Origin of the sequence: Nakamurella flava (assembly GCF_005298075.1) — a bacterium.
In the GTDB taxonomy this organism is placed as follows: domain Bacteria; phylum Actinomycetota; class Actinomycetes; order Mycobacteriales; family Nakamurellaceae; genus Nakamurella; species Nakamurella flava.
In genome coordinates this window covers 812,925-826,624 of the sequence record NZ_SZZH01000003.1, presented here as the reverse complement: position 1 = coordinate 826,624, position 13,700 = coordinate 812,925, and the positions used below count along the sequence as shown (strand labels likewise).

At 73.5% G+C, this 13,700-nt stretch carries 15 protein-coding genes; 5 read left to right on the top strand and 10 right to left on the bottom strand.

Annotation, left to right across the window (positions count from 1 at the left end; translation table 11 throughout):
• Positions 1-133 precede the first annotated feature (133 nt).
• The 3 genes from FDO65_RS15640 to FDO65_RS15630 form a co-directional block, all read right to left on the bottom strand.
• Positions 134-481 carry a DUF3499 domain-containing protein gene (locus FDO65_RS15640; RefSeq protein WP_137450703.1) on the bottom strand — a complete coding sequence of 116 codons (348 nt, stop codon included), beginning with the start codon at positions 479-481 and terminating at the stop codon, positions 134-136.
• Positions 482-555: 74 nt separating this feature from the next.
• Positions 556-1,155, bottom strand: coding sequence for a metallopeptidase family protein (locus tag FDO65_RS23125; protein ID WP_137450580.1), 600 nt, complete (start codon positions 1,153-1,155; stop codon positions 556-558).
• Positions 1,156-1,194: 39 nt separating this feature from the next.
• The gene (locus tag FDO65_RS15630) at positions 1,195-1,596 is read right to left on the bottom strand and encodes a YccF domain-containing protein (RefSeq protein ID WP_137450579.1); all 402 of its coding nucleotides are present in this window, start codon (positions 1,594-1,596) and stop codon (positions 1,195-1,197) included.
• Between the two features lie 222 nt (positions 1,597-1,818).
• Between FDO65_RS15630 and FDO65_RS15625 the strand changes: the two genes are divergently transcribed.
• Positions 1,819-2,748: a CAP domain-containing protein gene (locus FDO65_RS15625; protein WP_166442211.1), complete on the top strand. Its 930-nt coding sequence runs from the start codon at positions 1,819-1,821 to the stop codon at positions 2,746-2,748.
• An 83-nt stretch (positions 2,749-2,831) separates the two neighbouring features.
• On the opposite strand, the gene FDO65_RS15620 is transcribed toward FDO65_RS15625, so the two are convergent.
• Complete coding sequence (locus tag FDO65_RS15620) at positions 2,832-3,113, bottom strand: WhiB family transcriptional regulator (RefSeq protein WP_137450577.1); 282 nt, start codon at positions 3,111-3,113, stop codon at positions 2,832-2,834.
• A 309-nt stretch (positions 3,114-3,422) separates the two neighbouring features.
• Here FDO65_RS15620 and FDO65_RS15615 point away from each other — a divergent pair, with 309 nt between their 5' ends.
• The 4 genes from FDO65_RS15615 to FDO65_RS15600 all read left to right on the top strand — a co-directional run bounded on the left by FDO65_RS15615 (position 3,423) and on the right by FDO65_RS15600 (position 7,255).
• A complete protein-coding gene (locus FDO65_RS15615) occupies positions 3,423-4,172 on the top strand; it encodes a site-2 protease family protein (RefSeq protein WP_137450576.1) in 750 nt (249 codons plus the stop codon).
• Positions 4,173-4,243: 71 nt separating this feature from the next.
• Positions 4,244-5,260, top strand: a complete 1,017-nt coding sequence (gene cofD / locus FDO65_RS15610) for a 2-phospho-L-lactate transferase (RefSeq protein ID WP_137450575.1) — start codon at positions 4,244-4,246, stop codon at positions 5,258-5,260.
• Positions 5,247-6,632, top strand: a complete 1,386-nt coding sequence (locus tag FDO65_RS15605; RefSeq protein WP_137450574.1) for a coenzyme F420-0:L-glutamate ligase — start codon at positions 5,247-5,249, stop codon at positions 6,630-6,632. Before cofD ends, FDO65_RS15605 begins: the two co-directional genes overlap by 14 nt.
• Positions 6,629-7,255 carry an NUDIX hydrolase gene (locus FDO65_RS15600; protein WP_137450573.1) on the top strand — a complete coding sequence of 209 codons (627 nt, stop codon included), beginning with the start codon at positions 6,629-6,631 and terminating at the stop codon, positions 7,253-7,255. Before FDO65_RS15605 ends, FDO65_RS15600 begins: the two co-directional genes overlap by 4 nt.
• A gap of 12 nt (positions 7,256-7,267) precedes the next feature.
• Here FDO65_RS15600 and FDO65_RS15595 read toward each other — a convergent pair whose 3' ends face one another.
• The 6 genes from FDO65_RS15595 to FDO65_RS15570 form a co-directional block, all read right to left on the bottom strand.
• A complete protein-coding gene (locus FDO65_RS15595) occupies positions 7,268-7,918 on the bottom strand; it encodes an META domain-containing protein (protein WP_137450572.1) in 651 nt (216 codons plus the stop codon).
• A 128-nt stretch (positions 7,919-8,046) separates the two neighbouring features.
• Positions 8,047-9,138 (bottom strand): mannose-1-phosphate guanylyltransferase, encoded by a 1,092-nt coding sequence (gene manB / locus FDO65_RS15590; RefSeq protein WP_137450571.1) that lies wholly within the window; start codon positions 9,136-9,138, stop codon positions 8,047-8,049.
• A gap of 131 nt (positions 9,139-9,269) precedes the next feature.
• Entirely contained in the window at positions 9,270-10,160 is an 891-nt protein-coding gene (gene rfbA / locus FDO65_RS15585; protein ID WP_137450570.1) for a glucose-1-phosphate thymidylyltransferase RfbA, read from the bottom strand.
• A gap of 151 nt (positions 10,161-10,311) precedes the next feature.
• Positions 10,312-11,220, bottom strand: coding sequence for a glycosyltransferase (locus FDO65_RS15580; protein ID WP_420847546.1), 909 nt, complete (start codon positions 11,218-11,220; stop codon positions 10,312-10,314).
• Between the two features lie 77 nt (positions 11,221-11,297).
• Entirely contained in the window at positions 11,298-12,488 is a 1,191-nt protein-coding gene (locus FDO65_RS15575; RefSeq protein WP_137450568.1) for a glycosyltransferase family 4 protein, read from the bottom strand.
• Between the two features lie 124 nt (positions 12,489-12,612).
• Positions 12,613-13,698, bottom strand: coding sequence for a glycosyltransferase family 4 protein (locus tag FDO65_RS15570; protein WP_137450567.1), 1,086 nt, complete (start codon positions 13,696-13,698; stop codon positions 12,613-12,615).
• Between the last annotated feature and the right edge of the window lie 2 nt (positions 13,699-13,700).

The following is a 13,700-nucleotide window of genomic DNA, read 5'->3' as shown; positions in this document are numbered from 1 at the left end:
CTCGAAGTCTGAAACGGTCACTGAACGTATGTGATGGTGACCGAAAGTCTCGCGTGCAGGACTCTACCGGCGGACCCGGCCCACCCGACCGGCGCCGGGGACGACGGTGGTGTGATGCGGCTCGCCGCAGCCGTCAGCTGTCGTCGCGCAGCACGCGCAGGTGACCACGACGTCCGGTGGCGCCCCCACCGGCCGGCGCTTCCGCCGCGGGCCGTTCGACCCGGCCGGCCTCGCGGACCGCGTTGGCCAGCGCCTCCAGGTCGTCGGTGTGCCCGGTGTCGTCGGGCAGCTCGCCGTCCGGCCGGACGACCTCCCAGCCACGCGGAGCCGTGAGGTTTAACGCGTGCGAGGAGCACAGGTCGTAGGAGTGCGGCTCGGCCGCGGTGGCCAACGGACCGACGACCGCGGTCGAGTCGGCGTAGGCGAACGTCAGGGTGGCGACCGCAGGGTTGGTGCATCCGGTCCGGGAACAACGCCGCAGTCTCGCCACCGCGGCACGATAACCCCGCGGAGGGCGGTCGGCCCGGGAGGCACGCCGCGCGCGCCGGGAACCGGTCAGCGACCGTCGTCCGGGTCGGCGTCGTCCGGGCCGAGCACCGCTTCCAACTGCTCGACGAGCACCTCGGTGACCAGGTCGACCAGATCGCCGCTGTCCGCCGAGCGAGCCTCCAACGGGCGCCGGTAGACCACGACCCGCGCCTTGGTCGGACGGCCCCGATGGTCGACCCCGGCGGGCAGGAACCGGCTGAGCGGCACGCCGACGTCGACCACCACATCGTCGGCCGGTGGTTCGGGCCCGTCGGCCGGCACGGTCGGGACCTCGTCGACCGCGAACTCGAGCGCGTCGAGCTGGCCGGGCCAGCGGCCCTCCAGGTCGGCGACCGCCTCGAGCACGGCCTCGTCGAACTGTTCGGCCCGGGTGCGGGCCCCCGGCAGACCGGCCGGGATCAGCGGCGTCCGGGGGCCGCGGCCGTGCCGGTCCCGCCGGGCGGCCACCTCGACGGCCGGGTCCTGGACCGGGCCGCCACGGCGGCGGCGCCAGCGCGAGCGGCCACTGCGGGGGGACGGGAACCGCCCCGACCGGGACCGGGGGGCGCCGTCGGCCGGACGCTCGGCGCCCGCCCCGCCGCTGGGTTCACGCAGCTCCCCGCTCATGGTCGCCCAGGGTAGTGGTCGGGCGGGGTCACCCGTCGATCAGGCGACGGTGCGCAGGGCCCGGGCGTCCGGCAGGGCCACGATCTCGCAACCGAGGGGCAACAGGGAGATCGGGATCAGCTTGAAGTTGGCCAGCGCCAACGGGATGCCGATGATCGTGATGGCCAGGGCGATGCCGGTCACGACATGTCCGATAGCCAGCCACAGGCCGGCGAAGAGGAACCAGATGACGTTGCCGACCGCCGAGGGGGCTCCGGCATCCGGGCGGCGGACCACCGTTCGGCCGAACGGCCAGAGGGCGAACAGAGCGATGCGGAATGACGCTAGGCCGAATGGGATCGTAATGATCAGAATGCAGCACACGATCCCGGCCAGCAGGTAGCCGATCGACATCCACAGCCCGCAGAGCACCACCCAGATGAGGTTCAGGACCAGTCGCATACCCATAACGTAGTCGCCCGGATTGACGGATCGACTCGGTCGAAGGAACTTCCGGTCCCGCACGGTGACAGGGCTGTTGGTCGCAATGCGTCACGGTTACGATTTTTTGGTGACGGTGCGCTACCGTCCGTGACCAAGGGAGATCGTTTCACCATGGTGCCTTCGTCCACCTCCCCGGGGCCGCGTGCCGCTGCCCCCCGCAGTCGGTGGAGCCGGCTACCGGTGGCCCTCCTGGCCGTCGTCCTCGCCGCCACCGCCGCCCTCGGCGTGCCGGCGACCGCAGCGGCCGCCGCCCCGCGCGACTCCATCGACGTCGAGTTCGTCAAGCTCGTCAACCAGGCCCGCAGCCAGAACGGCCTGAGCCCGGTGGTGCATTCGGCCGACCTGCGCCGCCTGTCCACGTCCTGGTCCGACAAGATGGCGACGGGTGGCACCAGCTGCCGACTCGCCCACAACCCGGACGCCTGGAACCAGCTGCCCAGCTACGGCGCGGCCAGCCGCACCAAGTGGGGCGAGAACGTCGCCAGCTGGACCACGGACCAGTACTCGGCCCAGGACATCTTCAACCTGTACATGGAGTCCCCGGGCCACCGGGCCAACATCCTCGGCAAGGACTACCGGTTCATCGGCGTCGCCACCGTGTCCGGCAGCGGGGGTTGCGCCGGGACCGACTGGAACACGATGACCTTCACCGACAAGGTGGACAACCCGGGCAACGTGGTGAACGCCGGTGGCGGCGGCACCACGCCGACCAGCCGCAAGGTCGCCTTCAAGTCGATGGCCAACGGCAAGTTCGTCAGCGCGGAGGCCGCCGGCACGAAGCCGCTCATCGCCAACCGCGACAGCGCCAGCGGCTGGGAGACCTTCACCATGACGACGACGTCGGGTGACAGCCGAACCCTGCGGGCGATGGCCGACAACGAGTTCGTCAGCGCGGAGAACGCCGGTTCGGCTCCGCTGATCTCCAACCGGGCCAGCGCCAGCGGCTGGGAGACCTTCACACTGATCACCAACGGCGACGGCACCTACAGCCTGCGCGCCCAGGCGAACAACAAGATCGTCACCGCCGAGGCGGGCGGCAGCCGGCCACTGATCGCCAACCGAGACTCCGTCAGCGGCTGGGAGAAGTTCCAGATCGTCCCGATCGGCTGACCGGCCCCGAGTGACAGCTGAGCCCCCGTCGACCGGGTCGACGGGGGCTCAGTGCTGTCGGTGACCGGCCGGCGGACGAGCGGTCAGCCGGCGGCCCGCTTGAGCCGCCGGCGTTCCCGCTCGGACAGCCCGCCCCAGATGCCGAAGCGCTCGTCGTTGGCCAACGCGTAGGACAGGCACTCGGCCCGCACCTCGCAGCCCACGCAGATCTTCTTGGCCTCCCGGGTCGATCCGCCCTTCTCCGGGAAGAAGGCCTCCGGATCGGTCTGCGCGCAGAGTGCGCGCTCGTGCCACTCGGGCTCGGCACCCGCAGGTGCGAGAGCCAGCCCGCTCGACGCGATGGAGAGTTGTCCCTGGCTGGTCATCGACCAAGTCCTTTCCATGGGAGCGGCGGTGCCACCCCGTCCGTCAGCCGGTACCGCCGCCCCATCCACGATGGGGTGACGAGCGTGGAATCATCGACACGCCAACAGTTGTCGTTTCGACAACAGAGAGGCGATGTCGCTCCGACCCCCTGTCGAAGCTCCCCCGGCTGAATGACACCGATGTGATTACACAGGTGTGTCCCGCCCGGAGTCAAGCCGTCGGAGTGCTATACGCACCACGATCGTGGAGGCCGACCCGGATGGGGAACGGGGGCTCGGAAGTCGATCACCAGCGGTCACACTGGCGGCATGTCCTACCGAACCGGCGGAACCTGGATCTTCCCGACCGTACTGATTGTGACCGCTGCCGTCGGGGTGTTCCTGGCCACCGACGCCCGACCCGGCGGGCTGCCGACCGGAGTGTTGGTCTTCCTGTTCGTCCTGGGCGGCTGGCTGGTCACCCTGTGCCTGCACGAGTTCGCCCACGCCCTCGTCGCCTACCTCGGGGGCGACGTGTCCGTACGGGCCCGGGGCTACCTCACGTTGAACCCGTTGCGGTACACCGATCTCGCCTACAGCATCGTCATCCCGCTGATCCTGCTCGCCGTCGGCGGCATCCCCCTTCCGGGCGGGGCCGTGCTCGTCCAGCCGGGCCTGCTGCGCCGGCCCTGGTTCGCCAGCCTGGTCTCGGCCGCTGGTCCGCTGGTCAATCTGCTGGCCGGCGCCGTCCTCGCCGCGGTCGCCGGCGGGATGGACTCACCGTTGGGGGCCGCCCTGTCCTTCCTGGCCCTGTTGCAGTTCGTGGCCGGGATCCTGAACCTGTTGCCCGTCCCCGGGTTCGACGGCTTCGGGATCATCGAGCCGTACCTGTCGCCCGCCTTCCGCGAGCGCATCCGGCCGATCCGCCCCTGGCTGCCGCTGGCCGTGTTCGCGCTGCTGTGGAGCGTGCCCCAACTGGGGTCCGCCCTCTTCGGCGCCGGCTACCGGTTGCTCGTGGTCAGTGGCGGGAACCCCCTGCTCGCCGCGTACGGCGCCGGGGCGTTCCAGTTCTGGCGCTGACCCCGCCTGTGGGGGGCGGCCCGTCCGGCGAACAGATCGACCGGTCCGCGCGTCTGGAAGGATTGATCGACGTGAGGATCACGGTGCTGGTCGGCGGCGTCGGCGGGGCGAAGTTCCTGCTCGGCGTGAAGCAACATCTGGGCTGGTCGCCGTTCGGGCCGCCCCCGGCGAATCCCGACGCCGGGGTCCAGCCGACGGTCTCGGCCGTGGTGAACACGGCCGACGACATCCGACTGCACAACCTGCAGGTCTGCCCCGACCTCGACTCGTGCCTGTACACCCTGGCCGGGGTCTCCGACCTCGAACGCGGATGGGGCCGACGGGACGAGACCTGGACCGTCTCGGCCGAACTCGCGGGCTACGGAGCCGAGGCGCCCTGGTTCTCCCTCGGCGACCGGGACATCGCCACCCACCTGGTCCGGACCCGGATGCTCGACGCCGGTTACCCGTTGTCGCTGGTCACCCAGGCCCTGAGTGCCCGCTGGCAGCCCGGGGTCGACCTCCTGCCGATGACCGACGACCGGGTCGAGACCCACGTGGTGGTCGACGATCCGGAGCCGACCGACGACGGGCCGGCCGGCCGGGTCGCCCTGCACTTCCAGGAGTGGTGGATCCGGCACCGGGCGGCACTGCCCGCCCGGGAGATCACCCCGATCGGCGCGGCCGAGGCCACCCCCGGACCCGGGGTCCTCGACGCCATCCGCACCGCGGACATCGTCCTGCTCGCCCCGTCCAACCCGGTGGTCTCGATCGGCACCATCCTCGCCGTTCCCGGCATCGCCGACGCGGTCCGCACCACGACCGCCCCGGTCGTCGGGGTCTCCCCCATCATCGGCGGCGCCCCGGTCCGCGGGCACGCCGACGCGTGCCTGGCCGCCATCGACGTGCCCTGCACGGCCGAGGGGGTCGGCCGGCACTACGGCGCCCGCACCGACGGCGGCCTGCTCGACGCCTGGCTGATCGCCCCCGACGACCACGCGGACGTCCCCGGCGTCGACGTCGTCCGGGCGCCCCTGCTGATGAGCGACCCGGCGGCCACCGCCGGGATCGTCGCCACCGCCCTGGAGGTCGCCGGTGTCCGCTCCTGAGCAACCGGCCCCGACCGGCCAGGCCCGTTCCCTGCACCTGCACCCGGTGACCGGGCTGCCGGACTTCCGGCCCGGCGACGACCTGGCCGCCGCGCTCGTCGAGCACGCCCCGTGGATCGCCGACGGCGACATCCTCATCGTCACGTCCAAGGTGCTGTCCAAGGTCGAGGGCCGGCTGGTGCCCAGCCCCACCGACCCGACCGAACGCGACGAGTTCCGGCGCCGGCTCATCGACGAGCAGACGGTGCGACTGGTCGCGCAGGTCGGCCGCACGAAGATCGTCGAGAACCACCTCGGGATCGTCGCTGCCGCCGCCGGCATCGACGCCTCCAACGTGCACACCGACGAGATCGCCCTGCTGCCGGAAGATCCCGACGCCTCCGCGCGCGGTCTGGTCACCGCCTTCGCCGCGCGGGGCCGCCGGGTCGGGGTGATCGTCACCGACACCCAGGGCCGGGCCTGGCGCAGCGGCGTCACCGACGTGGCGATCGGCGCGGCCGGCGTGCTCGTCCTGGACGACCACCGGGGCGGGGTCGACGAGTTCGGCAACGAGCTGACGGTCACCCAGGTCGCGCTGGGCGACGAACTCGCCGCCGCCGGTGACCTGGTCAAGGGCAAGCTGGGCGGCGTTCCCGTCGCCGTCGCCCGCTGGTCGTCGGCCCTCGTGCCGCCCGACCCCGAGCCGCAGCCCGGCGAACCGGGGCCGCCGGTGGATCAGACCGCCCGGTCGCTGATCCGACCGACCCACGAGGACCTCTTCCGCCTGGGCACCGACCTGGCCGTCGAGCAGGGCCGCCGGGAGGCCGTGCTGCTGCGCCGCACGGTCCGCGCGTTCACCACCGCGCCCGTCGACCCCGCCGCGCTGACCCGTGCCGTCGGCGTCGCCCTCACCGCGCCCGCCCCGCACCACACCCGACCGGTCCGGTTCGTCTGGGTGCGCGAACACCGGGACGCGCTGTTCGAGGCCATGCAGGCCGAGTGGGAGGCCGATCTGGCCGGCGACGGCTGGACGCCCGACCGCATCGCCCGGCGCACCGCCCGGGGCCAGGTGCTGCGGACCGCCCCCGAGGTGATCGTTCCGTTCCTGACCGGACAGGGCCGGCACGACTACCCCGACGCCCGACGACGCGACGCCGAACGCACCATGTTCACCGTCGCCGGCGGCGCGGCCGTGCAGGCGCTGCTGGTCGCGCTGGCCGCCGAGGGGCTGGGCTCGGCGTGGATCTCGTCGACGATCTTCTGCCCGGCCGTGGTCCGCGGCGTCCTGCAGGTCCCCGACGACTGGACCCCGCTGGGTGGAGTCGCGGTCGGGTACCCGACGGAACCGTTGGTCCCACGGCCGCCGTCCGACGAGGGCCTGATGCTGCGATGACGCACGACGACGACATCCCGGGCCCGGACCCGCAGGTGGTCGCCGCCCACGCGCCGCTGCACACCGACGCCCTGACCGTGCTGCGCGGGTGGGTCCCCCCGGACCCGGCGCAGGCGGCCCTGCGGGAGGCGTTCCTGGCCCTCCTGCTGGCCCGCCCCGACGCGACCGCGCGGGCCTGTGTGCCCGGTCATCTGACGGCCAGCGCCGTCGTCTTGTCGGCCGACCATCGCGGCGTGCTGCTGACTCTGCACCCGCGGATCGGCCGGTGGGTGCAGCTGGGCGGGCACTGCGAACCCACCGACGCCACGCTGCTCGCGGCCGCCACCCGGGAGGCCGACGAGGAGTCGGGGCTGACCGCGCCCGGTGCGAGCGGGACCCGGCTCCGGCCGCTGGCCGGCGGTCACCCCGTGCACCTGGACGTCCACCCGATCACCTGCTCGCTGGGCCGGCCCACCCGGCACTTCGACGTGCGCTACGCCTTCGTCGCTCCGGCCGGGGCGACGCCCGTCATCTCCGACGAATCCGACGACCTGCGCTTCTGGCCGGTCGACGCGCTGCCGGAGGACGTGGACGACGGGGTGCGGGACACGGTGGCCGCGGCACGGCGTTCGCTCCGTCGCTGACGCGGCCCCCGGTCAGCCGGAGACCGTGGTGGACGTCGTCGCCGGCGTGCCGGACGTCTGATCGAACGCGTCGGCGCCCACCGTCGGGTCGGCGGTGAAGACCATCCCGGAGGACCCGTCGGTCGAGGTGATGGACAGGGTCCCGGCCTGGTCGACCGTGAAGGTGCGCGGACCGGACAGCAGCGCCAGCATCACCGTCTCGGTCGTGCCGCTGGCCCCGTCGCAGTAGATCAACGTGGCCCGGGGTGGATCGAAGGTGATCTCCCCGGTGCGTCCGTCGCCGGCGGCGTCGACCGTGGCGGCCCCGATGCCGCGGTTGCAGCTCGTGTTGAAGGCGACCTGCAGGCCGGCCTGGTCGGGGGCGAACCGGACCCACCCGTTCAGGCCCGCGGCCACCGCGGCGGTGGAACCGCCGGACAGCAGACCGGTCAGCTTCCAGCCGGTCCCCGACAGCGCCTCGACGGCCGCCGTGGCGCCAGGCCCGGACGGGGCCGACGCTGTGGTGCTGCTGACCGTCGACGAGCCGGACGGGCCACTCGGGGCCGTGCTGCCGCCGCCGCTGCAGGCGGTGAGCAGCACCGCTGCCGCCACCAGGGCGCCCCACCGGCCGGAGCTGCGACCACTCGGCCGGACGGAGGTGGACAGCATCGGGGCGCGGCTCACTCGGGTCGTCTCCTTGGGGCGTGACGTTCGGTCGGTGGTGCGTTGGACCAGGGTGTCATGTCCGGCCGACTGCCCGGGAACGCCGACGGCCGGCCCCCGGGCGGGGCCGGCCGTCGGTCGGGGCACGATCAGGCGTCGGCCGAGAACCGCACCCCACCGTCGGGCAGCTGCACACCCGGCCAGACCCGCACGCCGGACAACAGCTCGCACCGGTCGCCGACCACGGCGCCGTCGCCGATCACCGCGTCGACGACGATCGCGTCGGCGCCGATCCGGGCGCCGGCCCCGATCACCGAGTTCTCCACCCGGGCCCCGGCCCCGATCTGCGCGTCGGCGAAGACGACCGACTGGGTCACGTGGGCCCCGGCGGCCACCGAGGCACCGGCGCCGATGGTGGTGCCCGCCGTCAGGATCGCGTCGTCGGCGACGGTGGCCCCGGGCAGGACGAGCGACGCGCCGGTCGGACCGGGCAGCGCGGCGGTCGGTGCCGTACCGAGCACCAGATCGGCCGAACCCCGGACGAAGGCGGCCGGCGTACCCAGGTCCAGCCAGTAGGTCGAGTCGACGTGGCCGAAGACCCGGGCCCCGGCGGCCAGCAGGCCGGGGAAGGTCTCCCGCTCGACCGAGACGACCTGGCCGGCCGGGATGTCCTCCAGCGCGGCTCGCGAGAACACGTAGCAGCCGGCGTTGATCTGGTCGGTGGGCGGGCTGTTCGTCTTCTCCAGGAACGCCTGCACCCGCCCGTCCTTGCCGGTGGGCACGGAACCGAAGGCGCGCGGATCGGCCACCTTCACCAGGTGCAGGGTGACGTCGGCGCTGGTCCGTCGATGGGTGGACAGCAGATCCCCGAGGTCGACCCCGGACAGGATGTCGCCGTTGAAGATCATCGCGGTGTCGTGTCGCAGCCGGTCGGCGACGTTGCGGATGGCGCCGCCGGTGCCCAGCGGGCTGTCCTCGACGACGTACTCGATCTCCAGGCCGTGCGCCGAGCCGTCGCCGAAGTACTCGGTGAACGTCTCGGCCTTGTACGAGGTGCCGAGGACCACGTGGGTCATCCCGGCGGCCCGGATCCGCGACAGCAGGTGCTCCAGGAACGGCACCCCTGCCGTCGGCAGCATGGGCTTGGGGGCCGACAGGGTCAGCGGCCGCAGCCGGGTGCCCTTGCCTCCGACCAGCACCACCGCATCCACGTCGGTGGCACCCTTGCGCGCTTGGGTCATCAGGTGTTCTCCATCAGGCTCGTCGATCCCTGGCGATCCGGCGGTCCGCCGAATCGCGTCCGGCTCGACCGCGGCGTCGAACCGGTGCGTTACGTCCTACTCCCCGGGCCGCGACCCGGGATACCGGCCCCTCAGCCGGCGGCCCCGGCCGCCCGGGCGACGGCCATGACGTACTGGCCGTACGGCGACTTCGACAGGGCCCGACCCCGCTCGAGAACCTCGTCCGCGGTGAGGAACCCCCGCAGCAGGGCGATCTCCTCCAGGCAGGAGATCCGCACCCCCTGCCGGTGTTCCAGCACCTTGACGAACTCCCCGGCCTCCAGCAGCGAATCGTGCGTACCGGTGTCCAGCCAGGCGAACCCACGACCGAGGTCGGTGAGCGAGGCCCGGCCGCGGGCCACGTAGATGTTGTTCAGGTCGGTGATCTCCAGCTCGCCGCGCGGGCTGGGCTGCAGGTCCCGGGCATAGGAGACCACGTCGTTGTCGTAGAAGTAGAGGCCGGTGATGGCCAGGTTCGACTTCGGCTTCGCCGGCTTCTCCTCGATTGACACCAGGCGGCCGGAGGCGTCCCGCTCCCCCACGCCGTACCGCTCCGGATCCCGGACCGGGTAGCCGAACAGCACGCAGCCGCCGTCCCGGGCCACGGCCTCGGCCGCCTGACCGAGGGTCTCGGAGAAGCGGTGCCCGTAGAAGATGTTGTCGCCCAGCACCAGGGCGACCGAGTCGTCGCCGACGTGATCGGCGCCGATGACGAACGCCTGGGCCAGGCCCTCGGGCCGCGGCTGCTCGGCGTACGACAGCTGCAGACCCCACTCGCTGCCGTCCCCCAGCAGCCGCCGGAACCCGGCGTTGTCCTCCGGGGTGGTGATGATCAGGATGTCCCGGATCCCGGCCAGCATCAGCACCGAGAGCGGGTAGTAGATCATCGGTTTGTCGTAGACCGGCAGCAGCTGCTTGGACACCGCCCGGGTGATCGGATGGAGCCTCGTCCCCGCGCCGCCGGCCAGGATGATCCCCTTCATCTGGTCAGCCCCCCTCCACGGTCGGCCCGACCGGGTCCGGGGGTGTTCCCACGGTCACGTTCCGGTCACGCATCGACGTGCGGGACCCTATCGGATCGGTGACCGGCGGTAACCGGCTCGTGGGTGGCGTCACCCGTGCCGGCCGCCGCCCTCACCGGTCCCCGCTCGCCGGCCCGACCCGCCGGTCCGGCAGGGCCGCGCCCCCGGCGACCGTCGCCGACCGGCGGGACAGGAACGCGCGGAGGGCGAGCCCGGCCCGCAGCACCAGCCGCAGCGGCGCCTGCCAGCGGGCCGGATACCGCCGGGACAGGTACCGGTACGCGGAGCGGTGGTGGGCGTCGGCCATCAGCGCCGGTGCCTTCTCCGTCGCGTGGCCGCCGGTGTGCACGACGCGGGCGGACGGGACGTACACGTTGCGCCAGCCCGCCCGGGCCAGCCGCTCCCCCAGGTCCACGTCCTCGAAGTACATGAAGTACCCGGGGTCGAACCCGTCGACCGCGGCGAACGACTCCCGGCGCAGCAGCAGGCACGAGCCGGACAACCAGCCGGCCGTCCGCTCGACCGGTTCGGCCCGGTCCAGCCGGTACGACCGGGTCCACGGGTTCGACGGCCTCCACCACCCCAGCGCGGCGTGTCCCACCCCGGCGACCAGCGAAGGCAGCGCCCGGGCCGACGGGTACACCACCCCGTCCTCGGTGGTGATGAGCGGACCGAACGCGCCCGCGTCGGGGTGCCGCCCGGCGGCGGCGATGAGCTCGTCGACCGACCCCGGGCCGAGCACCACGTCGGGGTTGACGACCATCACCCACGCCACGGCCGGACCCAGATCGGCCACCCCGGCGTTCGCCGCCCGGCCGTACCCGAGATTGCCCCCGGTGCGCAGCAGTCGGACCTCCGGCCCGCCCGTAGCGTCGGCGTCCCGGGCCGCGGCGCGTTCCACACTGCCGTCCGTCGAGCCGTTGTCCGCCATGACCACCGTCACCGGCCGGCTGGTGGCGCCGGGGACCGAGTCGAGGAAGGCGGTCAGCGACTCCCCCGGCGAGTACGTGACGACCACGATGCCGACCCGGTCGGCCGGCCCGGCGGCATGCTCACCGGCCCGCGCTCCGGGTGGGGGCGCGGGTGCGGTCGGGTCGGTCACGCGGTCTCTCCTCGCTCCTCGGGTCGGTCGACCCGGTTTTGATGGTGTCGATCGCTGCGGGCCGCCCGGTCGTAGGCCTCCCGATGCGCGTCCGCGCTGGCCGCCCAGGTGAAGTCCTGCGCCCGCTCCACCGCAGCCGCGGACAGGTCCGCCCGGCGCTGCGGGTCGTCCAGCAGGTCGGACAGGGCGGCGGCGATGTCGCCGGCCCCGGTTCCCGAGTAGGCGACCGCGTCCCCGCCGACTTCGGGCAGGGCGAGTTTGCGGGTGGTCAGCACGGCCGCGCCGCAGGCCATCGCCTCCAGGACCGGCAGGCCGAACCCCTCGCCGAGGCTCGGGTAGGCCACCACGGTGGCCCCGCCCAGCAGACCGGGGAGCAGTTCCACCGGCAGGTGACCGGGACGTCGCACCCGCAGATGGGACGGCACCGCGGCCACCGCCGGTTCGACGGCGTCGTCCCAACCCTGGGCGCCGGCCAGCACCAGCGCCGGCGGGGACGGCCGTCCCGCACAGGCGCGGATGAATGCCCGCACCAGCGCGGGCACGTTCTTGCGGGGTTCCAGAGTGCCGAGGAAAGCGACGAACGGCTCGTCCGGTGCCAGGTCGCAGGCCCGGCGGGCCGCCGCCACGACGTCCGGGGCCGGCGGGTGGAACGTGGTGGTGTCGACGCCGTGGTAGGCCACGACGAAATCGTCGGTGCGGGCGCCGGTGTAGTGGGCCACCTCGCTGGCCGTGGCCCGGCTGGGCACTACGCAGACCGCCGCGCGACGCACCGACGTGCGCGTCCATCCACGGAAGAAGCGGCCCTTGACCCCCAGGTGGACGCCGCGATCGGAGAAGAACGTGGCGTCGTGGAGGGTGACGACGACGGGCAGCGAGGCGGCCAACGGCATCGTGTAGTGCGGGGAGTGGATGAGGTCGACGGGCAGCCGGCGGGCGATCCGCGGCAGGGTGGTCTGCTCCCAGGCCAACCGGGCCGGTCGGCTGCCGAGTTCCTCGACGGCCGGGACGATGCGGCTGTGCGGAGCGAGCTGGGAGAACGTCTCGGCATCCCGGGGCTGACAGACCACGGACAACGCCGCTCCCGCGGAGTCCAGGGCGGCGGCGAGATGGTCGACGTAGCGGCCGACCCCACCCCGCTCGGCCGGGATGGCGGTGGCGTCGAGCAGCACCCGTGGCTCCGTGCGCACACCCTCCCCTTCCTCGTCCGTCCCCTCCGGGCGGGCCGCGAACGACCGCCGGACGGCGGACCGGTCAGATGTGGATATCACGTTTCCGGTCGGTCGGGCCCGGGCAGCGCCGGACCCGCGGGGATCAGGCGGTGTGCACCTTCCACACCGCCGCGGCGGCCGCCGCCCAGGTGAATCCCGCCGACCGCGCCCGACCGGCGGCGGCGAGGGCGGCGGCGGTGTCCGGCTCCGTCGCGGTGGCCAGGGCCGCCGCCAGCGCGGTCGGATCCTCCCGCCGGGCCGCCAGGCCGGCCGGGCCGACCAGCTCGACCAGGGCCGGTGCGTCGGAGGTCACCACCGGCACCCCGGCGGCCATGGCCTCCAGCACCGGCAACCCGAAGCCCTCCGAGCGGGAGGGCGCGGCCAGCACGGCGGCGCCGTCGAGCACGGCACCGAGGTCGGCGTCGTCGATCCGTCCGGTGGCCACGACCCGGCCGGGGGGCAGTCCGGCCTCCCGGGCCAGTCCGGCGAGATCCACGCCACCCCACCCGGGCGGGCCGACGACGACGAGACCGATCCCGTCCGCCGCCGGTTCGGCGACGGCCCGGACCAGCACGTCGAGTCCCTTGCGGGGTTCCAGGGTGGCGACCGCGGTCACGTAGCGGTCGGGCAGACCTAGCCGGCGGCGGCGCTCCGCGGCGTCGGCCGGCACCGGCAGGGCGGTCACCCCGTGCGGGACGACGACCAACCGGTCCGAGGCGGCCGGGAAGATGCCGGCCAGGTCGTCGGCCACCGCCAGCGACGGCACGACGATGGCGTCGGCCCGGCGGATCTGCCGGCCGATGATGCTCCGGTGCCACCGCACCCCCCGCGGCGTCAGCAGCTCCGGGTGCGTCCAGGGGACCGCGTCGTGCACGGTCGTGACGATCGGGGTGCGTCCACCGGGAGCGAGTGGCGTGGTGGCGTGGATGCGGTCGCCTCGCGGGTACGGCGGCAGCCCCCGCATCCACAGCTCGGCCAGCACGCGATGGCCGGCCGGCAGGCGCCGGGGCCCGGCCACACCCGGGAGCGCGGCCGCGGCCGGATCACGGTGAAAAGCGGTGACGCCCTGCACGTCCCACCCCGGAGGAGGGTCGGCCGCCAGCGCCGTGGTGATCTCCCGGGCGTAGCGGCCCGTCCCGCCGGGGATGGGGGCCAGCAGCTGCTCGAGCACCACGGTCAGCGTTGGCATCG